Origin of the sequence: Streptomyces sp. SID13666, from assembly GCF_010548325.1 — a bacterium.
Lineage (GTDB): Bacteria > Actinomycetota > Actinomycetes > Streptomycetales > Streptomycetaceae > Actinacidiphila > Actinacidiphila fildesensis.
The window spans coordinates 1-24,243 of the sequence record NZ_JAAGLX010000077.1; the positions used below are offsets into that span (position 1 = coordinate 1).

Sequence of the window (24,243 nt, forward strand, 5' to 3'; positions counted from 1 at the left end):
TAGTGTTTCGGTGGTCATAGCGTTAGGGAAACGCCCGGTTACATTCCGAACCCGGAAGCTAAGCCTTTCAGCGCCGATGGTACTGCAGGGGGGACCCTGTGGGAGAGTAGGACGCCGCCGAACAATCTTTATGGACCCTCGGTCCCGGCCTCTGCGCTGGGACCGAGGGTCTTTTTGTTTTGCCCCACCGGTGCGCGGTCACTCGGCAGGTACGAGAGACTGGCACTACAGCAGCACGAACCAAGGAGTTACGACGATGTCCAACTCGCCCGAGGATCGGTCGGATCGGCCTGAGCGCCGGGAGCCGCGACAGAGCGGTGGCGACCGGGGCGGTTTCCGCACCGGCGGCCCCCGCCGCGATGGTGACCGGGCCGGCGGTTTCCGCCGGGATGACCGTCGTGACGACCGACCCCGTACCGACCGCCCGAGTTCTGACCGTCCGAGCTCTGATCGCCCCCGTTCTGACCGTCCGCGTGAAGACCGCCCGCGTACGGACCGTCCCAGCGGTGACCGCGGCGGCTTCCGCCGTGACGACCGTCCGCAGGGTGACCGTCCGCGTTCCGGCCCGCCGAGCGGTGACCGTGGCGGCTTCCGTCGCGATGACCGCCCGCAGGGTGACCGTCCGCGCTTCGGCCCGCCGAGCGGCGACCGTCGTGACGGCCCGCCGCGTGGTGGGTCGCGTCCCGACGACCGTGGCGGCAGCTTCCGCCGTGATGACCGCCCGCGCTCCGGCCCGCCCAGCAGCGGCGACCGTGGTGGCTTCCGTCGCGACGACCGCCCGCAGGGTGACCGTCCGCGCTTCGGCCCGCCGAGCGGCGACCGTCGTGACGGCCCGCCGCGTGGTGGCTCGCGTCCCGACGACCGTGGCGGCAGTTTCCGTCGCGACGACCGTCCGCAGGGTGACCGTCCGCGTTCCGGCCCGCCGAGCGGTGACCGCGGCGGCTTCCGTCGTGACGACCGCCCGCAGGGTGACCGTCCGCGCTACGACCGCCCCAGCAGTGATCGTCCCCGGGAGGACCGTCGTGACGGTCCGCCGCGTGATGGCTCGCGTCCCGACGACCGTGGCGGCAGCTTCCGCCGTGACGACCGTCGTGACGGCCCCCCGCGCTCTGACCGTCCGCGCTCCGGCCCGCCCAGCGGTGACCGCCGTGACGACCGTGGCGGCAGTTTCCGTCGCGACGACCGCCCGCAGGGTGACCGTCCGCGTTCCGGCCCGCCGAGCGGTGACCGCGGCGGCTTCCGCCGTGACGACCGCCCGCAGGGCGACCGTCCGCGCTACGACCGCCCCAGCAGTGACCGTCCCCGTGACGACCGCCGTGACGGCCCGCCGCGCGGCCCCCGCCAGGACGACCGCGGCGGCAGCTTCCGCCGCGACGACCGTCCCCAGGGCGACCGCCCCCGGTACGACCGTCCCAGCAGCGACCGGCCGAGCAGTGACCGTCCCCGCGAGGACCGGCCGCGCTTCGAGCGTCCGCGTGAGGACCGTCCCCGTGAGGACCGCCCGCGCTACGAGCGGTCGGGCAGCGACCGTCCCAGCAGTGACCGTCCGAGCAGCAGCCGTCCCAGCAGCGACCGCCCGCGTGAGGACCGTCGTGACGGGCCGCCGCGCGGTCCGCGTCAGGACGACCGCCGTGACGCGCCCCCGCGTGGGCCGCGCCGTGACGACGACCGGGGCCAGAGCCGCCGGCCGGCGGAGGAGAGCCACGGACGGTTCGAGAGCGCCGGGCGTGAGGACCGCCGTGAGGAGCGGGAGCCGGTCAAGCGGCTGCCGATCCCGGACGAGGTCACGGGTCAGGAGATCGACCCGAGTGTGCGCCAGGAGCTGATGAGCCTGCCGAAGACGCTCGCCGATGATGTGGCGCGCAACCTGGTCATGGTGGCGCAGCTGCTGGACGAGGACCCGGAGGCGGCCTACGAGTACTCCAGGATCGCCCTGCGGCTCGCGTCGCGCGTCGCCGCCGTGCGGGAGGCCGCCGGCTTCGCCTCGTACGCGACCGCTCGCTACGGCGAGGCGCTCGCGGAGTTCCGCGCCACCAAGCGGATGACGGGTTCCGTGGACCTGTGGCCGGTCATGGCGGACTGCGAGCGCGGCATGGGCCGTCCGGAGCGCGCGCTGGCGATGGCGGGTGCGCCGGAGGTGCAGAAGCTGGACAAGGCCGGTCAGGTCGAGATGCGGCTCGTCGCCGCGGGCGCCCGGCAGGACATGGGCCAGCCCGAGGCCGCGGTGGTGACGCTGCAGGGTCCCGAGCTGGCGGCGAACGCCATGAACTCGTGGACCGCGCGACTGCGGTACGCCTACGCCGACGCGCTGCTCGCCGTGGACCGCAAGGCCGAGGCGCGCGAGTGGTTCGCCAAGGCGGCGGAGGCCGACCAGAGCGGCAGCACGGACGCCTCCGACCGGCTCGCCGAGCTGGACGGCGTCGAGTTCGTGGACGCCCTCGTCGAGGACCCCGCGGAGTCGCACGACCTGGCGGAGTCCGTCGTGCCGGCGGACGCGGAGTCCGAGGACGACGCGGACGATGACGAGGACGACGAGGACGACGTCGAGATCACCGAGGCCGAGGTCGACATCACGGACGAGGCCGATCCGGCGTCGTTCCTGGACTCGCCCTTCAAGGAGCCCGGTACGGGCACCAGCAAGGCCTGAGCGCTCGCACAACTGAGAGGCGGCACCCGCGGACATCGCGGGTGCCGCCTCTTCGCGTTGCGTCCTTGCGGGGCGAGCTCGGGCGTCGGCTCAGCCCAGTTCGAGGCTGCGCATGACCAGGCCGCTGGCCGGCTTCGGTCCGAAGGAGGTGGACTTGCGGGGCATCGTGACGCCCTGGCGGGCCAGCTCACGGACGACGGCCTCGTCCACGGGGTGCATCAGGACTGCCGTGCCGCCGTGCCGCTCCGCCTGCTCGACGGCCGACTCCGTCGTGTGCAGATAGCTGATGTGCTCCGGGACGTCGGGCACTTGCCAGATGTCGTCGAGGAGCAGGCTGTGCAGGACCGTCGCGTCGAGCTGCCGCCATTCGCGCGGCCGGTCGTGCGGTACGGATCGGTCGATCTGCAGTGGATCCGGCCGGTCGAGCAGCCGGAACCGGCCGTCGCCCGCGAGCAGGAAGGCGTTGCCCTCCGCCGCGGCCGCCGCCAGCGCGTCCAGCGCCACCGGCAGCGGCCCGTCGACGTCCGTCACGCGGAAGGCGTGCCGGGCGGCCTCGACGGCGTCGGGGACCGGAAGCTGCGGGAGCACCCGGTGGATGGCACGGACCCGCAGCGGGTAGTGGGCGGTGTCGACGAGGAGCACCAGGCCGTGATCCCAGGGGCTCGGCCCGGACTGCTCGGCCTGCAGCCGCAGATAGGTCGCCCAGCGGTGGTGGCCGTCGGCGATGAGCGCCTGGCGGGGCGACAGGTCGGCGTCGATCGCGGCGAGGGTCCCCGGATCGGTGATCGACCACAACTTGTGGTGGATGCCGTCCTCGGTGGTGGTGGCGAGCAGCGGTTCGGTGTCCGCCGTACGGTCGACGATCTCCGCGACGGTGCCGCCGCCCTGGTAGGCGAGCAGCAGCGGTTCGAGGTTGGCGCCGGTCGCGCGCATCAGGGCGGCGCGGTCGGCCACCGGCCCCGGCATGACGTCCTCGTGCGGGAGCACGACCCGCTCCTGGGGCGGCGTGAGCCGCAGGACGCCGATCAGGCCGCGTTGCAGATGGTCGCCGTCCCGCTGCTCGTACACGTACAGCCCGGGTTCCGGGTCGGGGGCGAGGACGCCCTCGCGCTGCCACCGGTCGAGGGCCGTGGCGGCCTGCCGGTGGCGGCTGGTGGGATCGGCGTTGTGGGGCAGGATGAGACGGACGACGTTGTGCGGGTCGGCGGTCTCCAGATGACGCTGCCCGTCCGGCCGGACCACGACGTCGTACGGGGGCGAGGTGACGGCGGCCAGGCTGCCCACCCTCTCCGGCACGTAGCGGAGCCCGCGGAAGGGCGCGAGGCGCAAGCCGTGGGGAGCGGGTCCTGAAGTGGTCATCAGGGCATGCTACGTGGCCCGCGGCGATGGGGGATGATCAAGGTGATGGACGACATACGAGGAGCGGACACGCGATGACCCACCGGACCAGTCCGAGCGGTTCCGACCGAGCACTGGACGCCGCGTACGACACGGCTCTGCTCGATCTCGACGGGGTCGTGTACGCGGGAGGCGAGGCCATCGCGCACGCCGTCGAGTCCCTCGCCACCGCGCGCGAGCACGGGATGCACCTCGCGTACGTCACCAACAACGCGGCCCGCACCCCGCAGACGGTGGCCGCGCATCTGACGGAGCTGGGCGTGCCCGCGGAAGCGGAGGACGTGATCACCTCGGCGCAGGCGGTCGCCCGGCTGATCGCCGAGCAGGTGCCGGCGGGCTCGCGGGTGCTGGCGATCGGCGGCGAGGGGCTGCAGACGGCGCTGCGCGAGCGCGGCCTCGAGCCGGTGGCGTCGGCGGAGGACGGTCCGGCGGCCGTGGTGCAGGGCTACGATCCCGAGTTGCGCTGGTCGCTGCTGGCGGAGGCCTCGTTCGCGGTGGCGCGCGGTGTGCCGTGGTTCGCGTCCAACACCGATCTGACGATCCCGAACCCGCGCGGGATCGCGCCGGGCAACGGCGCGGCCGTGGAGGTCGTACGAATCGCCACCGGCGCCGAGCCGCAGGTGGCGGGCAAGCCGCAGCCGCCGATGCACCGCGAGACGATCCTGCGGACCGGTGCGAAGCGACCGCTGGTGGTCGGCGACCGGCTGGACACCGACATCGAGGGTGCGACCGGCGCCGAGGTGGACTCGCTGCTGGTGCTGACGGGTGTGACGACGGCGGCGCAGCTGCTCGCCGCCGTGCCGAAGCACCGGCCGACGTATGTGGCGGCCGATCTGCGCGGGCTGCTGGAACCGCAGCCGGAGGTCACGGTGGACGGTGACGGGGCGCGCTGCGGCGGCTGGACGGCTTCGGCGGACGGTGACGCGCTCACGGTGGAGGGCGACGGTGACGCCCTCGACGGACTGCGCGCCCTGTGCGCGGCCGCCTGGGCGGCGGCGGGCGACGGCGCGTGCGAGTCGGACGCCGGGAAGGCGCTGGCGCGGCTCGGACTTTGAGTCCGGGCCGGCGGCGGTCGGCCGACCGTGGGTCGGCCGGCTGCGGCTAGAGCAGTGAGCGCAGCCGCAGCAGGTCACGCAGGCCGGCCTCCAGCTTGACCCGGCCGCTCCCCCACGCCTTGGCGAAGCTCAGTTCGCCGCCGACCAGGGCGACGAGGTCGTCGCCGGCCATCGCCAGCCGGATCTGCGCCTTCTCGGCGGGCGCGCCGGGCACCGTCGTCACGTCATGGATCCGGCCGTCCGTCAGCCGTCCGACGAAGGTCGTGCCGAGGTCCGTGATGTGGCAGCTCAGCGACCGGTCCAGGGACGTGGCGCTGCGGATGTCGCCGTTGGCCCGCGTGAGGTTCTCCGACAGCTGGTCGAGTGCGCTGCGGCACTCCTCGATGGTCGCCATCGGTCGGGCGTCTCCCGTTCGGGTGGTGCGTACAGGCGCCGGGGTCGCCCGCGCCACGATCATGTGATCCGTTCGATCGACGGTACCTCAGGGCACCGTACGCCGTGAGCCGGGCAGTACGGGTAGCGTCAGGTGCGGATACGTCAATGGCGAGGCAATGGCGAGGCGAGGAGTGAGGGCGATGCGGGACGCGCTGCGTACCTGTCTGCAGATCGCGGGCGGCCTGACCGAGGCGACCCGGCGGCGGGCGGTGGGGGCGGCCAGGGAGCTGCTCGACCAGACGGGGATAGATGTCGACGCCGTCCAGCGCAGGATCGGCGAGAGCATTCCGCCGGAGGTGCAGACGCTGGCGGACGAGCTGATGGCGGCCGGACGGGCCAACCGCGATCTGCTGATCGGGCTGATCCGCGAGGAGGTCGACAAGGCGATGAGCCGGGTCGGACGGGTCGCCGACGAGGTCACGAAGGTCGGTGTGGTCCTGGAGGCGCTGGAGCGCCGCGTCCGGAACCTCGAGGACGAGGAGGAGGACGTGGACGCCGGCTTCGGGGCCGCTTCCACCGGGACCGCGTCACCGCTGTTCGAGCGGATCACGGTCGACCCGATGGAGCCGGCCGAGCCGGCCGAGCCGGTCTACCCCGTCGATCCGGAGGCTCCCGCCGGGCCGGCCGCCACCGAGCGGCCCGTAGCGCCGGTCCGGTCCGTGACGTCCGCGAAGTCAGCGAAGCCGGCCAAGCCCGTAGAGACGGTGCAGCCCGAGCGGCCCGCGGCGACCGAGCCGAAGGCTCCGGCCAAGGCTCCGGCCAAGGCGAAGAAGACGTCGCCGACCGCCACGAAGACCGCCCCGCCTGCCAAGAAGGCCGCTCCCGCGAAGAAGACGGCCACCGCCACGAAGACGGCTCCCGCCAAGAAGACGGCTCCCGCCAAGAAGACGGCTCCCGCCAAGAAGTCTCCCGCGGCAAAGGAGACGGCTCCGCCCAAGGAGCCGACCCCGGTCAAGAAGACCTCCGCAGCGAAGAAGACGACGCCGGCGAAGAAGACCGCTCCGGCGAAGAAGGCCCCCGCCGCGAAGAAGGCCGCACCCGCCAAGAAGACCGCCGCCCGCAAGAAGACGGCCTCCGATGAGTGAACCGCTGCCCGGGGAGGGGCCGCCGAACGGGATCGCTCCGCTGGGCCTGGCACCGGCGCCCACCGGCCAGGCCGCGGTGGACACGCTGATCGTGCGGCTGAGCGACGCCGACGACCTGCCGACCGCGGATCACATCGAGGTGTACGAGGATGTGCACCGTGGGCTGCGCGAAGCGCTCACCGCACTCGACGACAACAGGAGCTGAACCGTACGTGGCACGACGCCGACTCGACGCCGAGCTGGTGCGCCGAAATCTGGCGCGCTCGCGCGAGCACGCCAGCCAGCTGATCGCCGCGGGGCGGGTCACCATCGGCGGCGCCACCGCGACCAAGGCCGCCACGCAGGTGGAGACCAGCGCGGCCGTGGTGGTGGCCAAGGACGACAACGAACCCGACTACGTGTCGCGCGGCGGCCACAAGCTCGCCGGCGCGCTGGCCGCGTTCACCCCGCTCGGTCTGAAGGTCGAGGGGCGGCGCGCGCTGGACGCGGGGGCCTCCACCGGGGGCTTCACCGATGTGCTGCTGCGCAACGGCGCCGCGACCGTCGTCGCCGTCGACGTCGGCTACGGCCAGCTGGCCTGGTCGCTGCAGAGCGACGACCGGGTCGTCATCAAGGACCGCACCAACGTGCGCGAGCTGACGCTGGAGCACATCGACGGCGAGCCCGCGGACATCATCGTCGGCGACCTGTCGTTCATCCCGCTCGGCCTGGTGCTGCCCGCGCTCGTGCGGTGCGCCGCGCCCGACGCGGATCTCGTGCTGATGGTGAAGCCGCAGTTCGAGGTCGGCAAGGAACGGCTGGGCACCGGTGGTGTCGTGCGCAGTACGCAGCTGCGCGCCGAGACCGTGCGGACGGTCGCCGGGCAGGGCGCGGCGCTCGGACTGGGTGTCATGGGCGTCACCGCCAGTCCGCTGCCGGGACCTTCCGGCAATGTGGAGTACTTTCTGTGGCTGCGCGCCGGTGCGCCCGATCTGGACCCGGCGGATGTCGACCGTGCTGTGGCGGAGGGGCCCCGTTGACGACGAACACCGAAACGCAGGACTGTGCCGGGCCGAAGGGCCGCATGATCTTCCTGCTCACGCACACCGGCCGCCCGGCCGCGATCCGCAGCGCGGAACGGGTCGTGCTCGGCCTGCTGCGCTGTGGGATCGGGGTGCGGGTCCTGACGGACGAGGCCGCGGACCTGGCCGCGGAACTGCCGCTGCCCGCCGAGGTGGAGCTGGTGACGGAGGGAGGCCCCGGGGCCGTCGAGGGCTGCGAACTGATCATCGTCCTCGGCGGTGACGGGACGCTGCTGCGCGGCGCGGAGTTCGCGCGCGCTTCCGGCGTACCGATGCTGGGGGTCAACCTGGGGCGGGTCGGGTTCCTCGCCGAGGCGGAGCGGGACGACCTGGACAAGGTCGTGGACCGGGTGGTCACCAAGCAGTACGAGGTCGAGGAGCGGATGACGCTCGACGTCCTCGTCCGCAACGACGGACATGTGGTGCACACCGACTGGGCGCTCAACGAGGCGTCGGTGGAGAAGCAGGCGCGCGAGCGGATGCTGGAGGTCGTGACCGAGGTCGACGGCCGTCCGGTGTCACGATTCGGCGGCGACGGCGTGGTCTGCGCGACCCCGACCGGTTCGACGGCCTACGCCTTCTCGGCCGGCGGCCCGGTGGTCTGGCCCGAGGTCGAGGCCCTGCTGATGGTGCCGATCAGCGCGCACGCGCTGTTCGCGCGGCCGCTGGTGACCTCGCCGCGCTCGGTGCTCGCCGTCGAGGTGCAGCCCAAGACACCGCACGGCGTGCTGTGGTGCGACGGCCGGCGCACCGTCGAGCTGCCCGCCGGGGCCCGTGTGGAGGTACGGCGGGGCGCGGTGCCGGTACGCCTCGCCCGGCTGCACCACGCCTCCTTCACGGACCGTCTGGTGGCGAAGTTCGCCCTGCCCGTCGCGGGCTGGCGGGGCGCGCCGCAGTAACCCGGGAGTGCCGGTGGCCGATGCCCGTCGCGCGCCGGGCCGCAAACCTCGTATGGTCGTATCCGTGTTGGAGGAGATGCGGATCCGGTCGCTGGGTGTCATCGAGGATGCCGTGGTGGAGTTTTCACCCGGTTTCACCGCGGTGACCGGCGAGACCGGTGCGGGCAAGACCATGGTCGTCACGAGCCTCGGCCTGCTGTTGGGCGGCCGGGCCGATCCCGCTTTGGTGCGGATCGGTGCGAAGGCGGCGGTGGTCGAGGGGCGGATCACGCTCGGCCGGGACTCGCCGGCCGCCGTCCGCGCCGAGGAGGCGGGGGCGGAACTCGACGACGGCGCGCTGCTGATCAGCCGTACCGTCTCGGCCGAGGGGCGGTCGCGGGCCCATGTCGGCGGGCGTTCCGTGCCGGTCGGGCTGCTCGGCGAGCTCGCCGACGACCTGGTGGCCGTGCACGGCCAGACCGACCAGCAGGGCCTGCTGCGCCCCGCCCGGCAGCGCCAGGCGCTGGACCGGTACGCGGGCGACGCCGTGGCCGTACCGCTGGCGAAGTACGGGGCGGCGTACCGGCGGCTGCGGGAGGTGGCCGGCGAGCTCGACGAGCTGACCACCCGGGCCCGTGAGCGGTCCCAGGAGGCGGATCTGATCCGGTTCGGGATCGGCGAGGTCGCCGACGCCGAGCCGCTGCCCGGCGAGGACACCGAACTGGCCGCGGAGGCCGAACGGCTCGGCCACGCCGAGGCGCTGGCCTCCGCCGCGGCGGTTGCGCACGCCGCGCTCGCGGGCAATCCCGAGGACCCGGAGGGCAATGACGCCAACACCCTCGTCTCCGGGGCCCAGCGCGCGCTGGAGGCCGTCCGCGCCCATGACCCGGCGCTCGCGGCGCTCGCCGAACGCATCGGGGAGATCGGCATCCTCGTCGGCGACGTCGCCCAGGAGCTCGCCGGCTACTCGGACGACCTGGACGCCGATCCGCTGCGGCTCGCCGCGGTGGAGGAGCGGCGGGCGGTGCTCTCCCATCTGACCCGCAAGTACGGCTCGGACATCGACGGGGTGCTGGCCTGGGCCGAGCAGAGCGCCGCCCGGCTCGGTGAGCTGGAGGGCGACGACGAGCGGATCGCGGAGCTGACCGGGGAACGGGACGCGCTGCGGGCCGAGCTCGGGGACCTCGCGCAGGCGCTGAGTGACGCCCGTACCGAGGCGGCGGACCGTTTCGCCGCCGCGGTCACCGCGGAACTCGCCGAACTGGCGATGCCGCACGCCCGCGTCGGGGTGGCCATCCGGCAGACCGCCGATCCCGAGGGGATCCAGGTCGGCGGCCAGCTCGTCGCCTTCGGCGCGACCGGCGCCGACGAGGTCGAGCTCCAGCTCGCCCCGCACCCCGGCGCCCCGGCCCGGCCGATCGCCAAGGGCGCGTCCGGTGGTGAGCTGTCGCGCGTGATGCTCGCCGTCGAGGTCGTCTTCGCCGGATCGGATCCCGTGCCGACGTATCTCTTCGACGAGGTCGACGCCGGTGTCGGCGGCAAGGCCGCGGTCGAGGTGGGCCGCCGGCTGGCGCGCCTCGCGCGGACCGCGCAGGTCGTCGTGGTCACCCACCTCCCGCAGGTGGCGGCGTTCGCCGACCGGCAGCTGCTCGTGGAGAAGACGAACGACGGTTCGGTGACCCGCAGCGGTGTCACCGTTCTCGAAGGAGAGGACCGGGTGCGGGAGCTCTCCCGTATGCTCGCCGGGCTCGAGGACTCCGAACTCGGCCGGGCCCACGCCGAGGAGTTGCTGGCCGCGGCCCGCGCCACCAGCTGAGCCCGGCCGGTCCCGGTCGAGCCCGGCCGGGGCCACGTCCGGCACGGCGCGTAAGCGCACTCGTTCGAGTGATCCACGGCGCCCGTACCCGGGCCGGGAGGCGGTCGGTGCCCACGGCATGCCGTGGGGGCCTGGCATCCTTGGGGTACGGCGCAACAGCCGTCGTCCGACGCCGAGTCAGGAGCTGTACCCGGGTGAGCAGCACTCCGATCCCCCCGCGAGGACAGCTGCACGCCGTCCTCGTGCTGGGCGGGGCGGGCGGTCCCGCAGGTGCGCACGTCAGCTCGCTCGCGGGCGGCCTCGTCGCCCGCGGAGTGCGGGTCACGGTGTGCGGCCCGGCCGCCGCCGAAAACGATTACGCCCTCACCGCCACCGGCGCCCGGTTCGAGCCGGTGGAGATCGCCCACCGGGCGGCCAGGTCCGACGCGACGGTCATCACGGAACTCCGGGTGGCCTGCACGGACGCCGACGTGGTGCACGCGCACGGCCTGCGCGCCGGGTTGCTGTCGTCGCTGGCGCTCAGCGGCCGTTCCACCCCGCTGGTGGTGACATGGCACAGCGCGGTCCTCGTCGAGGGCGCCAGAGCCCGGCTGCTGCGCTGGCTGGAGCGCCGGGTGGTGCGGGCCGCGGCCGTGGTGCTCGGGGCCTCGTCCGACCTGGTGGACCGGGCCAGGACACTGGGCGCCCGGGACGCGCGGCTGGCGCCGGTCGCGGTGCCGGTGCCCAGGGTCGCGGCCCCGGAGCCGCATGGCGACGCCGAGCGGATGCGGCAGAAGACACGGGCCGAGTTCGGGGCGGTGGACCGGCCCCTGGTGCTGGCCGTCGGCCGGCTGGAGCCGCACAAGGGCTACGACCTCCTGCTGGACGCCTGCCGCATGCTGGCGGACCACGACCCCCGGCCCCTGGTCATCGTGGCGGGAGAGGGCTCCCGGCGGGCCGCGCTGGAGCAGCGGATCGACACCGAACGGCTGCCCGTCCGGCTGATCGGCCGCCGGGCCGATGTCACGGAACTGCTGGCCGCCGCCGATGTGGTGGTGCTGCCGAGCCGGTGGGAGGCGCGCGCCCTGATCGCCCAGGAGGCCCTGCACGCGGGGGTGCCGCTGGTCGCCACCGCGGTCGGCGGGATCCCCGAACTCGTCGGTGACGCGGCGGAGCTGGTGCCGTACGGCGATCCGGGCGCGCTGGCCCGGATGGTGGCCCGGCTGCTCGACGAACCGGAGCGCCGGCTCGCGCTCGCCGCGGCCGGGCGGGCCCAGGCCGCCACCTGGCCGACCGAGGACGACACGGTCGCCCAGGTGCTGAGCATCTACGACGAGTTGGCGCAGCGCTGAACCCCAGAGCCGCGAACGCCTGAGCGGTGGGGGCGGGGCCGTGTGGCCGCGCCCCCACACGTACGGGCTCAGCCGCCGCCGTACGCTCCGCAGGCACTCAGTCGCAGCGCCGTGTCGATGAGCGGCACATGGCTGAACGCCTGCGGGAAGTTGCCGACCTGGCGCTTGAGCCGGGGGTCCCACTCCTCGGCGAGCAGCCCGAGGTCGTTGCGGAGCGCCAGCAGCTTCTCGAACAGCTGGCGGGCCTCGTCCACCCGGCCGATCATCGCCAGGTCGTCGGCCATCCAGAACGAGCAGGCCAGGAAGGCCCCTTCGTCACCCGGCAGCCCGTCGAGGTTGTCCTCGCCGCTGTTGGTCGGGTAGCGCAGGATGAAGCCGTCCTCGGTGCTCAGCTCGCGCTGGATCGCCTCGATGGTGCCGATGACGCGCTTGTCGTCCGGCGGCAGGAAGCCCATCTGCGGGATGAGCAGCAGCGAGGCGTCCAGCTCCTGGGAGCCGTAGGACTGCGTGAAGGTGTTGCGCTCCTTGTCGTAACCCTTCTCGCAGACGTCCCGGTGGATGTCGTCGCGCAGTTCGCGCCAGCGCTCCAGCGGGCCGTCCGCCTCGCCCGACTCGATGAGCTTGACGGTGCGGTCCACCGCGACCCAGGTCATCACCTTGGAGTGCACGAAGTGGCGGCGCGGGCCGCGCACTTCCCAGATGCCCTCGTCCGGCTCGTTCCAGTGCGATTCGAGATAGCGGATCAGCTTGAGCTGCAGCAGGCTCGCGTAGTCGTTGCGGGCCAGCCCGGTCATATGGGCCAGGTGCAGGGCCTCGGTGACCTCGCCGTAGACGTCCAGCTGCAGCTGGTGGGCGGCGCCGTTGCCGATCCGGACCGGGGTGGAGCCCTCGTAACCGGGCAGCCAGTGCAGCTCGTTCTCGCCGAGCTCGCGCTCGCCGGCGATGCCGTACATGATCTGCAGGTTCTCCGGGTCGCCGGCCACCGCGCGCAGCAGCCACTCGCGCCAGGCCCGCGCCTCGTCCCGGTAGCCGGTGCGCAGCAGCGAGGACAGCGTGATCGCCGCGTCGCGCAGCCAGGTGAACCGGTAGTCCCAGTTGCGGACCCCGCCGATGTCCTCGGGCAGCGAGGTCGTCGGAGCGGCGACGATGCCGCCGGTGGGCCCGTACGTGAGGCCCTTGAGGGTGATCAGCGAGCGGACCACGGCGTCCCGGTAGGGGCCGTGGTACGTGCACTGGTCGACCCAGTCCTGCCAGAACTGCTCGGTGGACTCCAGCGAGGCCTCCGGCTCGGGCAGCGACGGCGGCGGGCGGTGCGAGGGCTCCCAGCTGATGGTGAAGGCCACCCGCTCACCCGGCGAGACGGTGAAGTCCGCGTACGTCGTCAGGTCCTTGCCGTACGTGTCGACCTCGGTGTCCAGCCAGACGGAGTCCGGCCCGGCCACCGCGACCGTGCGGTCGCCGACCTTGTGCACCCACGGCACGATCTGGCCGTAGGAGAAGCGCATCCGCAGGGCGGAGCGCATCGGCACCCGCCCGCTGACGCCCTCCACGATCCGGATCACCTGCGGGGCGCCGTCACGGGGCGGCATGAAGTCGATCACCCGGACCGTGCCGCGCGGGGTGTCCCATTCGGATTCCAGCACGAGGGAATCGCCCCGGTAACGCCGTCGCGTCGCCGCGGGCGGACCGGTTCCGGCGGCGTGGGCCGGGCCCAGCCTCCAGAATCCGTGCTGCTCGGTTCCGAGCAGGCCGGCGAAGACCGCGGGGGAGTCGAACCGGGGCAGGCACAGCCAGTCGACCGTGCCGTCCCGGCAGACCAGTGCAGCGGTCTGCATATCGCCGATGAGTGCGTAATCCTCGATGCGCCCGGCCACCTGCATCTCCAGTCGAATGACGGCGCCGGCCTCGGAGGGCCGGTCTTGCGGTCTGGGGATTTTCGACGAGCTCGTGTTCCGGGAGCGGGCGGGGTTGATGCCGTGCCGGCCGGCTCGCAGCGATGTGTCCGAGCAGGATACGTCGTCGGGGAGGGAGGTGCGCGCGTGGCGGTTGTCTTCACTGGGCCGGTCGGGTGCACTTGTTCCGCTCATGCCCGAGCATGCCATGAGTCCCCTTGCGAGCTGCTAAAAGCGGGCTAGTGACGTCGCCGCCGGACACAGCCGCCCACGGTCGCTGTTACCCTGGTAGCCCGTGGGCCGGTGGGCCGAACCACTGAACCGCCGCGACGGCACTCCCCCTGATTCCGTGCCGTCCCGACCCTCACCTCGCGACCACGGGAGCCCCCTCTTGGCAATTGCGCCCAAATCCACGACGACCAAGCACATCTTCGTCACCGGGGGTGTCGCCTCCTCCCTCGGGAAGGGGCTCACGGCCTCCAGCCTCGGTGCGCTGCTGAAGGCGCGCGGCCTCCGGGTCACCATGCAGAAGCTCGACCCGTACCTCAACGTGGACCCGGGCACGATGAACCCGTTCCAGCACGGTGAGGTCTTCGTCACTGACGACGGTTCCGAGACCGACCTCGACATCGGCCACTACGAGCGTTTCCTGGACGTCAATCTCGACGGCTCGGCGAACGTGACCACGGGCCAGATCTACTCCACGGTCATCGCCAAGGAGCGTCGCGGCGAGTACCTCGGCGACACCGTCCAGGTCATCCCGCACATCACCAACGAGATCAAGTCCCGGATCCGCCGGATGGCGACCGACGACGTGGACGTGGTGATCACCGAGGTCGGCGGCACCGTCGGCGACATCGAGTCGCTGCCCTTCCTGGAGTCGGTGCGCCAGGTCCGGCACGAGGTCGGCCGCGACAACGTCTTCGTGGTCCACATCTCGCTGCTGCCGTACATCGGCCCCTCCGGTGAGCTCAAGACCAAGCCGACCCAGCACTCCGTCTCGGCGCTGCGCAGCATCGGCATCCAGCCCGACGCGATCGTGCTGCGCGCCGACCGCCCGGTGCCGGATGCCATCAAGCGCAAGATCTCGCTGATGTGCGACGTCGACGAGGACGCGGTCGTCGCCGCCATCGACGCCCCGTCGATCTACGACATCCCCAAGGTGCTGCACACCGAGGGCCTGGACGCGTACGTCGTCCGCAAGCTGGACCTGCCGTTCCGTGATGTGGACTGGACCCAGTGGGACGACCTGCTGAAGCGGGTCCACCAGCCCGCGCACCAGGTCACGGTCGCGCTCGTCGGCAAGTACATCGACCTGCCCGACGCGTATCTGTCGGTGACCGAGGCGCTGCGCGCCGGCGGTTTCGCCAACAACGCCAAGGTCACCATCAAGTGGGTCACCTCGGACGAGTGCAGGACCCCGGCCGGCGCCAAGAAGCACCTCTCCGGCGTCGACGCGGTCTGCGTACCCGGTGGTTTCGGCGACCGCGGTGTCGAGGGCAAGGTCTCGGCGATCACCTACGCCCGCGAGAACAAGATCCCGCTGCTGGGACTCTGCCTGGGCCTGCAGTGCGTCGTCATCGAGGCGGCCCGCTCGCTGGCCGGCATCCCGGACGCGAACTCCACGGAGTTCGACCCGGCGACCGGCCACCCCGTCATCTCGACGATGGCCGAGCAGCTCGACATCGTCGACGGCAAGGGCGACCTGGGCGGCACCATGCGGCTGGGCCTGTACCCGGCGAAGCTCACCGAGGGCTCCATCGTGCGCGAGGTGTACGGCGGCGAGCCGTACGCCGAGGAGCGCCACCGCCACCGCTACGAGGTCAACAACTCCTACCGGGCCGAGCTGGAGAAGAAGGCCGGACTGGTCTTCTCCGGGACCTCGCCCGACAACAAGCTGGTGGAGTACGTCGAGTACCCGCGCGAGGTGCACCCGTACCTCGTCGCCACTCAGGCGCACCCCGAGCTGAAGTCCCGCCCGACGCGCCCGCACCCGCTCTTCGCGGGTCTGGTCGCGGCGGCGGTCAAGCGCCAGCAGGGCTGATCATCGATTGATCGGTACGGTGCTGGGGACGGATCTTCGTGATCCGTCCCCAGCACCGTTTTGTCTGCCGGCCCGGCGCTCGCACCGGGCCGTTACGTTCTCACCGGTTCACGGAGGGCATCATGCTGCAGGACATCGCCGAGGAGTGGCAGGTCACCGCGACCTCGACGCCGTTCGCCGGGGCGAAGACGAGCGTCCGCACGGACGCGGTCGTCATGCCGGACGGCGGCACCGCCAAGCGCGACTACCAGGTCCACCCGGGCTCGGTGGCCGTGGTCGCCCTCGACGAGGACGGCCGGGTCCTGGTGCTGCGCCAGTACCGGCACCCGGTACGGCAGAAGCTGTGGGAGGTGCCCGCCGGGCTCCTCGACGTGCCCGGTGAGAACCCGCTGCACGCGGCGCAGCGCGAGCTCTACGAAGAGGCGCACGTCAAGGCCGGGGAGTGGCGGGTGCTCACCGATCTCTACACCTCTCCCGGCGGCAGCGACGAAGCCGTCCGGATCTTCCTGGCCCGCGACATCGCCGAGGCGGAGGGCGAGCGGTACGAGGTCACCGGGGAGGAGGCCGACATGGAGTACGCCCGGGTGCCGCTGGCCGAGCTGGTGCGCGACGTGCTGGCCGGGCATCTGCACAACAGCTGCCTGGTGGCCGGGATCCTCGCGCTGCACGCGACGCTGTCCGGCGACGGGGTGGACGCGCTGCGGCCCGCCGACGCGCCCTGGCCGGCCCGGCCCTTCACGGCATAAGCGGTGTCGGCGCGCCGCTGATCCGATGGAGTGATCATTGTCCGGATCGGCTGCGCGGGGCCTCCGGGCCGGGCATGTCCCCGTGCACCGGGTCCGGCCGTCCGGGCGACCGTCCCGGACTCCGCGCGAGGCCGCGCGGTGGCCGTTCGTGATCGCCCGGACAGGGCCTAGGCTCGATGGTGTTCCCGTTCGCAGCGGCGGCGGGCTCGTGCGCGCAGGCAGAACGGGAGAGTGCCCGTGGCGGATCAGGTGCTGGACGCCGGTGAATCGGTGGCCGACGCGGACTTCGTGCCGTCACCCGGCCATGGGCCGGAGGCGAAGGACCCGGTCCCGCCCCCACCGTCGGTGCCGGGCTGCGCCCTGCCCGGGGACGTGCCGCACTTCGTCGGGCGCCGCCGGGAACTGGACGGGCTGCGGGCCGACATCGACCGGCCGGGCCTGGCCACGCTGGGCGGCAAGGTGGCGGACGGCAGCCGCGTCCTGCTCATCGCGGGACGGCCCGGCTCCGGGCGGACCGCGCTCGCCGTCCATCTCGCCCGGGACGTCGCCGCGCGCTACGCCGACGGGCAGCACTTCGTACGGCTCACCGGCAGCGGCGGCGAGCGCACCCCTCCGGAACAGGCCGCGCGGGCGCTGCTGCGGGCCCTCGGCGCCGGGTCGCCGCTGCCGGAGGCGGAGCCCGGTGAGGTGTACGCGGCACTGCGCGCGGCACTGGCCGGCCGCCGCACGGTCCTGGTGCTCGACGACGTCTCGCACGCGGACCAGCTGCTGCCGCTGCTCCCGGAAGGGCCCGGCAGTCTGGTGGTGGCGACGTCCGAGGGACCGCTGCCCGGTGTCCCCGACGTCCGGCCGTGCACCCTCGGCGGGCTGGACACCGCCGCCTCCGTCGATCTGCTGTCGCAGGCGATCGGCCCGACCCGGGTCACCTGTGACCCGCGGGCGGCCGAGACCCTCGTCCAGGAGTGCGCCGGGCACCCCACCGCGCTGCGACTGGTCGCCGCCTGGCTCGCCGCCCAGCCGCGGCTGTCGGTGACCGACGCCACCAGCCGGCTGCGCGCGGTAACGGATGAACCGGCGCCTCCGGCGAAGACCGCGGCGAAGACCGCGCCCCAGGCCGGGCGCGGCGCCGTGCCGCCGGCGGAGCCTGAAGCGGCTGCCGCGACCGGCTCCGACGGTGCGCCCGGGACCGGGACCGAGGCGGGCTCCGAGCGGGTGGCCGGGTCCGGGCCGAAGGGGCGCGCGGAGGTGACCGCGAAACCGGAGGCCGGGCCCGCTCCCGCGGCGGCATCCGTCGCCCACGCCACCGCGCCGGAGGCTTCACCGCGCGCCACCGCGCCGCCCCAGCTGGTGCGCGCCTTCCGGCTGGTTTACGACTCGCTGCCGCCCACCGCCGCCCGGATGCTGCGGCTGCTGGCGCTCGCGCCGGCCGGACTGGTGGACTCGCACATCGCCTCGGCGCTGGCCGGCTGCTCGGTGACCGCGGCGCAGAGCACGCTGGACGACCTCGCCGCGCACGGGCTGCTGCACGGGGATCCGGTGGATCCGCCGCTGCCACCGCAGTACCGGGTGCCCGGCTGTCTCGAACCGCTGCTGCGCGCTCTGCTGGAGACCCGGGACCGGACGGGCGAGGTCCAGCTGGCCAGGGCCCGGATGCTGGAGCGGACGGTGCGGCTGCTGCAGTCGTGCCGCATCACGCTGGAGCCCGACGGTTCCCCGGGCCGGGCGTCGCTGGAGGGCCTGCCGCGCTCGATGCGCTTCGCGTCGCGGTCCGCCGCCGCCGTATGGCTGCGGGCCCGGCTCCCCGCGCTGCTCGCCGCGGCCCACGCGGCGGTCGCCGACGGGGAACTCGACACTCTGGCACGGCGGTTGGTCGCCAACTTGGTGCGGGCACTGGGCGTGGATCCGGAGGACCGGGAGACGGCGGGGGAGCGCTATCAGCTGCACGCTTTGGTGCTCGATGTGGCGACCCGCCGCGGGCTGCCCCGGGAGAAGGCGGCGGCGCTGATCAACCTAGCCGACCTCGATGTGGAGGCAGGCAGGACCCGGGAGGCGCTGGACCGCTACCGGCTGGCCCTCGGCGAGGCGCGGACCGGTGACGACGGGGAGGCCGAAGGCCGGGCGATGGAGGCCATCGGCGGCACGTACCTGGAGCTCGACGACCCGCAGCGGGCCGCGGACTGGTACGGCAGGGCACTCGCGCTGCGGCTGGCCCGCGGCGAGACCGGCCACGCGGCCCCGCTGCACGGCCGCCTCGGCGCACTGCACACCTACGCCGGCCGCTACGGCCCCGCGCTGCGCGAGTGGCGGGCCGCCGCGGGCGCCCACCCGCGGCCCCGCGACCTGCCGGCCCAGGCCCGCGCGCTGAGCGAGGCGGCCCGGGTCCAGGAGTACGCGGGACATCCCGAGGACGCTCTGCGGACCTGTCGTGACGCCCTGTACTGGGCCCGGCAGGCCGGCGACGAACGGCTGGAAGGCGCCGTCCTGCTGCGCATGGCCGACACCCTCGACCGGCTCGGCGACCCGGGCGGCGCACGTCTGCAGCGCGCGGCCGCGAAGCGCCTGCTCAGCCCGGGTGAAGTCCCTGGCTGAGCAGGCCCGAAAAACGGTGGCCTGAAGGCGTCAGCGCCCCAGGCCTACGAATCTGTCATCGTTCTCGGCCAAACTAATCACTTTGTAAGGCTAGACAGAGAGTCTTCCTTCACTAGACTGGGCTCCGCCGCGCACATCGCGGTCAGGTCCGACGTGTGACGCTTTCTCGCGCCATGTACGGACAGCTGCAGCCATTCCTGTCTTCCAATGAGTGCAAGGACCGTGATCGACGTGAAGGTCGGCATCCCCCGCGAGGTCAAGAACAACGAGTTCCGCGTGGCCATCACCCCCGCCGGCGTGCATGAGCTCGTGCGCCACGGACATGAGGTCTACGTGGAGCAGGGCGCCGGTCTCGGCTCCTCCATCCCCGACGCCGAGTACACCGGCGCCGGCGCGAACATCCTCGGCACCGCCGACGAGGTGTGGGCCACCGCCGATCTGCTGCTGAAGGTCAAGGAGCCGATCGCCGAGGAGTACCACCGCCTCCGCAAGGACCAGACGCTCTTCACGTACCTGCACCTGGCCGCGTCCCGCGCCTGCACGGACGCACTGCTCGAGTCCGGCACCACCGCCATCGCGTACGAGACGGTGGAGACCGCGAACCGCGCCCTCCCGCTGCTCGCCCCGATGTCCGAGGTGGCCGGCCGGCTCGCCCCGCAGGTCGGCGCGTACCACCTGATGCGCTCGGTCGGCGGCCGCGGCGTGCTGCCCGGCGGCGTCCCCGGCGTCCAGGCCGGCAAGGCCGTCGTCATCGGCGCCGGTGTCTCCGGCTGGCACGCGACCACGATCGCGCTCGGCATGGGCTTCCACGTGACCCTGCTCGACAAGGACATCAACAAGCTGCGCGAGGCCGACAAGATCTTCGGCACCCGCGTCCAGACCATCACCTCCAACGCCTTCGAGCTGGAGAAGGCCGTCCTCGAGGCCGACCTGGTCATCGGCGCGGTGCTGATCCCGGGTGCGAAGGCGCCCAAGCTCGTCACCAACGAGCTGGTGTCCCGCATGAAGCCGGGATCGGTTCTTGTCGACATCGCGATCGACCAGGGCGGCTGCTTCGAGGACTCGCGTCCGACCACGCACGCCGACCCGACCTTCGAGGTCCACAACTCGGTCTTCTACTGCGTCGCCAACATGCCGGGCGCGGTGCCCAACACCTCGACCTACGCGCTGACCAACGCCACGCTGCCCTACATCGTGGAACTGGCCAACCGCGGCTGGCGTGAGGCGCTGCGCCGCGACGCCGCGCTGGCGCTGGGCCTCAACACCCATGAGGGACAGGTCGTTTACGGTCCGGTCGCCGAGGCGCACGACCTGCACAGCACGGACCTGCACACGCTGCTGGGCTGATCAGCGGGCGTGTGACGGGCGCGCGAAACATCTACACGTCAACACGGCGACAACGGCCGGGCCTTGGAGACCCAAGGCCCGGCCGAGTGCGTCGAACGTACCAGTTTCACCGTTTCGTACCGCGCTGAAACATCGGCGACGACGCGGTTACGCCCTTGACAGCGGGGTGTTCGGTTACCGACACATCGTGCCGTGTCCGGCGGATTGTGTTGCTGTGAACCACTGACACGCCATAGAGTCGCCAACCGTCGGCATGCTGTCGCGCTGACCTATCGAGAAGTTTCCTGGTCACCAAGGAGGTAAGACGACTTGTGAATGAGTCGACATTTGCTCCCGGGGGTGGTCAACCAGGAATGACCGTTCAGGTCGAGAGCCCCAACAGGCTCGAGACCGTCGGTTCCGTCGCGGTCCGCACCTTCGAGGCACGCCGGGCCGACAAGAACACGGAGACGCACCCCACACACGCCATGGCGCCATACGAGGACGATCTGCAGGACGGTCAGTTCTACGACCCAGACGCGGAGTACGAGCCGGATCCCGAATACGCGGCCACACTCGCCCCGGACGCTGCCCGTCAGCGCCGCGAGCGGGTCGGTCCGACGGGACGCCCGCTTCCGTACTTCCCGATCCCCAATCCGCTCACCGACCACGGCCCGGCGAAAATCGTCGCGATGTGCAACCAGAAGGGCGGGGTCGGCAAGACGACCTCGACCATCAACCTGGGCGCCGCGCTCGCCGAGTACGGCCGCCGGGTACTTCTCGTCGACTTCGATCCGCAGGGCGCGCTCTCGGTCGGACTCGGCGTCAACCCGATGGAACTCGACATCACCGTCTACAACCTGCTGATGGAACGCGGGTTGGCGGCGGACGAGGTGCTGCTGAAGACCGCGGTGCCCGGTATGGACCTGCTGCCGAGCAATATCGACTTGTCGGCGGCCGAGGTCCAACTGGTCAGCGAGGTGGCGCGCGAGTCGACACTGCAGCGCGCCCTCAAGCCGCTGATGGCCGACTACGACTACATCGTCATCGACTGCCAGCCCTCGCTCGGCCTGCTGACCGTCAACGCGCTCACCGCGGCGCACTCGGTGATCGTGCCGCTGGAGTGCGAGTTCTTCGCGCTGCGCGGTGTCGCTCTGCTGACCGAGACCATCGAGAAGGTCCGGGAACGGCTCAACCCCGAACTCGAACTCGACGGCATCCTCGCCACGATGTACGACTCCCGCACGGTGCACAGCCGTGAGGTGCTCGCCCGCGTGGTCGAAGCCTTCGACGAGCACGTGTTCCACACGGTCATCGGCCGTACGGTGCGCTTCCCGGAGACCACCGTCGCCGGCGAGCCGATCACGACGTACGCGTCCAACTCCGTTGGTGCCGCCGCCTACCGTCAGCTCGCCAGGGAGGTGCTCGCCCGGTGTCACGCCGAGTGAGTCTCCCGGGTGCGGACGAACTGTTCCGCACCACAGGGGGCATGGGGCTGCAGGCCTCGCAGCCCCGTAAGCACGCCAACGGGGACGCCCAGAAGGCCCCTCAGGCCGACGGGCGGCTGCGGCCGGTACCCGACGCCCCGGCGGACGGGAACGAGCCGCAGACGGGCACAGCGCCCGACGGCGGCGGCCAGGACGGGACCCCGGCCGAGCACAGCGGCCGCGAGGGGATCCCACAGGGCCGCCGTCCACAGGCCGCGGGCCAGCCGCCCACGGCCCCGGTGCCGGTGCAGCAGACGCGCCGCAAACAGCAGCGGCCGCGCCCCAGCGGCCGTGAACGGCACGACGAGAAGATCACCGTCTATGTCTCCGCCGAGGAGCTGATGGATCTCGAACACGCGCGGCTCGTGCTGCGCGGTGAACACGGCCTGGCGATCGACCGCGGCCGGATCGTCCGCGAGGCGGTCGCCGTGGTGCTGGCGGATCTGGAGTCCCGCGGGGACGCGAGCATCCTGGTGCGCCGCCTGCGGGGCCGCTGAGCCACCGGGCGGTGGTCGGCGTGGCCACGGCGACGTCGGACGGGGCGGCTCAGTAGGCTCCCTGCCGGGGGGCCGCCCCCGCCGACCCCGCACGATGGACAGCGATGCCGATCACCGACGACGACGCCCCCCAGCCGCCCCGCCGAGCCCTCGGACGGGGGCCGGGCCGCCCGGCCGCGGCAGCGGCGCCCGTCACGGCGCCCGCGGCGGAGCCGGCGCCTGTCGTGGACCCGGCGCCTGTCGCGGTCCCGGAGCCCGTCGAACCGGCGGTACCCGTGGCGCCTGCCGTCCAGGACCCGCCCGACGCCTCCGCCGATACCCCGGCCGACGCCGTCCCCGGACCGGCACCCGACGGCCGCTTCACCGTGCGGCTGGTGAACTTCGAGGGGCCGTTCGACCTGCTGTTGCAGCTGATCTCGAAGCACCGGATGGACGTGACAGAAGTCGCGCTGTCGACGGTCACCAACGAGTTCATGGCGCACATCCGTGCGATGGGGGTCGACTGGGACCTCGACCAGGCCACCGAGTTCCTCGTCGTCGCCGCGACCCTGCTCGATCTGAAGGCGGCCCGGCTGCTGCCGACCGCCGAGGTCGAGGACGAGGCGGACCTGGCGCTGCTGGAGGCGCGCGACCTGCTCTTCGCCCGTCTGCTGCAGTACCGCGCCTACAAGCGGATCGCGGCGATCTTCGCCGAGCGGCTGGAGGCGGAGGCGCTGCACCACCCCCGCACGGTCGGTCTCGAACCGCAGCACGCGGACCTGCTGCCGGAGGTCGTCTTCAGCGTCGGCCCCGAGCGGTTCGCGAAGCTGGCCGTCAAGGCGATGCAGCCCAAACCGGTGCCGCAGATCTACACCGACCACATCCACGCGCCACTGGTCAGCGTCAGGGAACAGGGCGAGCTGGTGGTGGCCCGGCTGATCGAGCTGGGGGAGACCAGCTTCGCCGACCTCGCGGCGGACGCCCCGGACACCCTCACCGTCGTCGCGCGTTTCCTGGCCCTCCTGGAGCTGTACCGGGAGAAAGTGGTCGCGCTGGACCAGGAGGAGGCGCTCGGCGCGCTGCTCGTGCGCTGGACGGGCGGCGATCAGGAGACCGCGCGGCGGCTCGTCACCGATGAATTCGACCCGGAGGGCAAAGAAAAATGACGGAAGACGCAGCGGCGCCCGCCGGGCCGCTCTCCGCCGAGGTGGCCGCCCTCGACCTCCGGCCCGCGCTGGAGGCCGTCCTGATGGTCGTGGACGAGCCGGCCACCGTGGAGCAGCTGGCGACGGTGCTCCAGCGTCCGAAGCGCGCGGTCGCCGCCGCCCTGCGCTCGCTGTCCGAGGACTACACCGCCCAGGGCAGGGGCTTCGACCTGCGGCTGGTCGCCGGCGGCTGGCGGTTCTACACCCGGCCGGCCTTCGCACCGGCCGTGGAGAAGTTCGTTCTGGACGGCCAGCAGGCCCGTCTCACGCAGGCCGCGCTGGAGACGCTGGCGGTCGTCGCGTACCGCCAGCCGGTCAGCCGATCACGGGTTTCGGCGGTCCGCGGAGTCAACTGTGACGGTGTGATGCGCACCCTCCTGCAGCGCGGTCTGGTCGAGGAGGGTGGGACGGAACCCGAAACAGGTGCGATCCTGTACAGGACGACGAACTACTTTCTGGAGCGGATGGGCCTCAGAGGCCTGGACGAGCTACCCGAGCTCGCCCCCTTCCTGCCGGAGGCGGACGCCGTCGAGGCGGACTCCTTGGAAGGGGTTCCGTCGTTCGACCCGGATGCACCGGACGATGCAGATACGACGACTCAATCGACGACGGAACTTTGATGCGAAGCAGCGACAGGAACAGCGGCGGCAACCGGAACCCCCGGGGCGGCAACCCCCGCGGCGCGGGCGGGGGCTCCGGTAGCGGCGGCTCCCGCGGCGGCAGCGGCGCCGGCAGCGGTGGCGGCTCCCGCGCGGGCGGCGGCGCCGGTGGC

At 72.6% G+C, this 24,243-nt stretch carries 19 protein-coding genes and 1 rRNA gene; 17 read left to right on the forward strand and 3 right to left on the reverse strand.

The annotated features are described in order from the left end of the window. Positions 1–6: 6 nt before the first annotated feature. Positions 7–123: ribosomal RNA gene (gene rrf, locus G3I60_RS41940) — 5S ribosomal RNA — on the forward strand. A gap of 1,687 nt (positions 124–1,810) precedes the next feature. Continuing rightward, positions 1,811–2,647 carry a hypothetical protein gene (locus G3I60_RS41945; protein ID WP_343241003.1) on the forward strand — a complete coding sequence of 279 codons (837 nt, stop codon included), beginning with the start codon at positions 1,811–1,813 and terminating at the stop codon, positions 2,645–2,647. Positions 2,648–2,737: 90 nt separating this feature from the next. On the opposite strand, the gene G3I60_RS41950 is transcribed toward G3I60_RS41945, so the two are convergent. Further along, positions 2,738–4,006, reverse strand: coding sequence for a DUF1015 domain-containing protein (locus G3I60_RS41950; protein ID WP_164608489.1), 1,269 nt, complete (start codon positions 4,004–4,006; stop codon positions 2,738–2,740). 74 nt (positions 4,007–4,080) lie between these two features. Here G3I60_RS41950 and G3I60_RS41955 point away from each other — a divergent pair, with 74 nt between their 5' ends. Beyond that, entirely contained in the window at positions 4,081–5,100 is a 1,020-nt protein-coding gene (locus G3I60_RS41955; RefSeq protein ID WP_164293811.1) for an HAD-IIA family hydrolase, read from the forward strand. A 46-nt stretch (positions 5,101–5,146) separates the two neighbouring features. On the opposite strand, the gene G3I60_RS41960 is transcribed toward G3I60_RS41955, so the two are convergent. Then, complete coding sequence (locus G3I60_RS41960) at positions 5,147–5,494, reverse strand: SCP2 sterol-binding domain-containing protein (protein WP_164293810.1); 348 nt, start codon at positions 5,492–5,494, stop codon at positions 5,147–5,149. 181 nt (positions 5,495–5,675) lie between these two features. Here G3I60_RS41960 and G3I60_RS41965 point away from each other — a divergent pair, with 181 nt between their 5' ends. The 6 genes from G3I60_RS41965 to G3I60_RS41990 all read left to right on the forward strand — a co-directional run bounded on the left by G3I60_RS41965 (position 5,676) and on the right by G3I60_RS41990 (position 11,706). Further along, positions 5,676–6,620 carry a histone gene (locus G3I60_RS41965; protein WP_164293707.1) on the forward strand — a complete coding sequence of 315 codons (945 nt, stop codon included), beginning with the start codon at positions 5,676–5,678 and terminating at the stop codon, positions 6,618–6,620. After that, on the forward strand, positions 6,613–6,825 hold the full coding sequence (locus G3I60_RS41970; protein ID WP_138353366.1) for a hypothetical protein: 213 nt from the start codon (positions 6,613–6,615) through the stop codon (positions 6,823–6,825). The genes G3I60_RS41965 and G3I60_RS41970 overlap by 8 nt, the downstream gene beginning before the upstream one ends. Positions 6,826–6,832: 7 nt before the next feature. Beyond that, positions 6,833–7,639 carry a TlyA family RNA methyltransferase gene (locus tag G3I60_RS41975; RefSeq protein ID WP_244809118.1) on the forward strand — a complete coding sequence of 269 codons (807 nt, stop codon included), beginning with the start codon at positions 6,833–6,835 and terminating at the stop codon, positions 7,637–7,639. A gap of 44 nt (positions 7,640–7,683) precedes the next feature. Beyond that, positions 7,684–8,580, forward strand: a complete 897-nt coding sequence (locus tag G3I60_RS41980; protein WP_138353383.1) for an NAD kinase — start codon at positions 7,684–7,686, stop codon at positions 8,578–8,580. 52 nt (positions 8,581–8,632) lie between these two features. Then, entirely contained in the window at positions 8,633–10,375 is a 1,743-nt protein-coding gene (gene recN / locus G3I60_RS41985) for a DNA repair protein RecN (protein WP_138353364.1), read from the forward strand. A 194-nt stretch (positions 10,376–10,569) separates the two neighbouring features. Beyond that, the gene (locus G3I60_RS41990) at positions 10,570–11,706 is read left to right on the forward strand and encodes a glycosyltransferase family 4 protein (protein ID WP_138353363.1); all 1,137 of its coding nucleotides are present in this window, start codon (positions 10,570–10,572) and stop codon (positions 11,704–11,706) included. A 68-nt stretch (positions 11,707–11,774) separates the two neighbouring features. On the opposite strand, the gene G3I60_RS41995 is transcribed toward G3I60_RS41990, so the two are convergent. After that, the gene (locus G3I60_RS41995) at positions 11,775–13,580 is read right to left on the reverse strand and encodes a glycoside hydrolase family 15 protein (RefSeq protein ID WP_244809116.1); all 1,806 of its coding nucleotides are present in this window, start codon (positions 13,578–13,580) and stop codon (positions 11,775–11,777) included. A 409-nt stretch (positions 13,581–13,989) separates the two neighbouring features. On the opposite strand from G3I60_RS41995, the gene G3I60_RS42000 reads away from it, so the two are divergent. The 8 genes from G3I60_RS42000 to scpB all read left to right on the forward strand — a co-directional run bounded on the left by G3I60_RS42000 (position 13,990) and on the right by scpB (position 24,091). After that, the gene (locus G3I60_RS42000; RefSeq protein WP_138353361.1) at positions 13,990–15,642 is read left to right on the forward strand and encodes a CTP synthase; all 1,653 of its coding nucleotides are present in this window, start codon (positions 13,990–13,992) and stop codon (positions 15,640–15,642) included. Between the two features lie 119 nt (positions 15,643–15,761). Next, positions 15,762–16,388 (forward strand): NUDIX hydrolase, encoded by a 627-nt coding sequence (locus tag G3I60_RS42005; RefSeq protein ID WP_138353382.1) that lies wholly within the window; start codon positions 15,762–15,764, stop codon positions 16,386–16,388. A gap of 345 nt (positions 16,389–16,733) precedes the next feature. Then, positions 16,734–18,977 (forward strand): tetratricopeptide repeat protein, encoded by a 2,244-nt coding sequence (locus G3I60_RS42010; RefSeq protein ID WP_343242010.1) that lies wholly within the window; start codon positions 16,734–16,736, stop codon positions 18,975–18,977. A 231-nt stretch (positions 18,978–19,208) separates the two neighbouring features. Further along, the gene (gene ald, locus G3I60_RS42015) at positions 19,209–20,324 is read left to right on the forward strand and encodes an alanine dehydrogenase (protein WP_138353380.1); all 1,116 of its coding nucleotides are present in this window, start codon (positions 19,209–19,211) and stop codon (positions 20,322–20,324) included. A gap of 353 nt (positions 20,325–20,677) precedes the next feature. Then, on the forward strand, positions 20,678–21,751 hold the full coding sequence (locus G3I60_RS42020) for a ParA family protein (protein ID WP_138353360.1): 1,074 nt from the start codon (positions 20,678–20,680) through the stop codon (positions 21,749–21,751). Positions 21,752–21,792: 41 nt separating this feature from the next. Next, entirely contained in the window at positions 21,793–22,287 is a 495-nt protein-coding gene (locus G3I60_RS42025) for a hypothetical protein (RefSeq protein WP_203675205.1), read from the forward strand. Positions 22,288–22,391: 104 nt separating this feature from the next. After that, positions 22,392–23,432 (forward strand): ScpA family protein, encoded by a 1,041-nt coding sequence (locus G3I60_RS42030; protein ID WP_203675214.1) that lies wholly within the window; start codon positions 22,392–22,394, stop codon positions 23,430–23,432. Next, entirely contained in the window at positions 23,429–24,091 is a 663-nt protein-coding gene (scpB, locus tag G3I60_RS42035; RefSeq protein WP_138353357.1) for an SMC-Scp complex subunit ScpB, read from the forward strand. The genes G3I60_RS42030 and scpB overlap by 4 nt, the downstream gene beginning before the upstream one ends. Positions 24,092–24,243 lie beyond the last annotated feature (152 nt).

Excerpts from the sequence above, each read along its gene's own strand:
- G3I60_RS41970 (WP_138353366.1), top strand. The coding sequence starts at position 6,613 with ATGAGTGAACCGCTGCCCGGGGAGGGGCCGCCGAACGGGATCGCTCCG.
- scpB (WP_138353357.1), top strand. The coding sequence starts at position 23,429 with ATGACGGAAGACGCAGCGGCGCCCGCCGGGCCGCTCTCCGCCGAGGTG.
- G3I60_RS42025 (WP_203675205.1), top strand. The coding sequence starts at position 21,793 with ATGGGGCTGCAGGCCTCGCAGCCCCGTAAGCACGCCAACGGGGACGCC.
- recN (WP_138353364.1), top strand. The coding sequence starts at position 8,633 with ATGGTCGTATCCGTGTTGGAGGAGATGCGGATCCGGTCGCTGGGTGTC.
- G3I60_RS42020 (WP_138353360.1), top strand. The coding sequence starts at position 20,678 with ATGACCGTTCAGGTCGAGAGCCCCAACAGGCTCGAGACCGTCGGTTCC.
- G3I60_RS41965 (WP_164293707.1), top strand. The coding sequence starts at position 5,676 with ATGCGGGACGCGCTGCGTACCTGTCTGCAGATCGCGGGCGGCCTGACC.
- G3I60_RS41980 (WP_138353383.1), top strand. The coding sequence starts at position 7,684 with ATGATCTTCCTGCTCACGCACACCGGCCGCCCGGCCGCGATCCGCAGC.
- G3I60_RS41950 (WP_164608489.1), bottom strand. The coding sequence starts at position 4,006 with ATGACCACTTCAGGACCCGCTCCCCACGGCTTGCGCCTCGCGCCCTTC.
- G3I60_RS41955 (WP_164293811.1), top strand. The coding sequence starts at position 4,081 with ATGACCCACCGGACCAGTCCGAGCGGTTCCGACCGAGCACTGGACGCC.
- G3I60_RS41960 (WP_164293810.1), bottom strand. The coding sequence starts at position 5,494 with ATGGCGACCATCGAGGAGTGCCGCAGCGCACTCGACCAGCTGTCGGAG.
- G3I60_RS42030 (WP_203675214.1), top strand. The coding sequence starts at position 22,392 with ATGCCGATCACCGACGACGACGCCCCCCAGCCGCCCCGCCGAGCCCTC.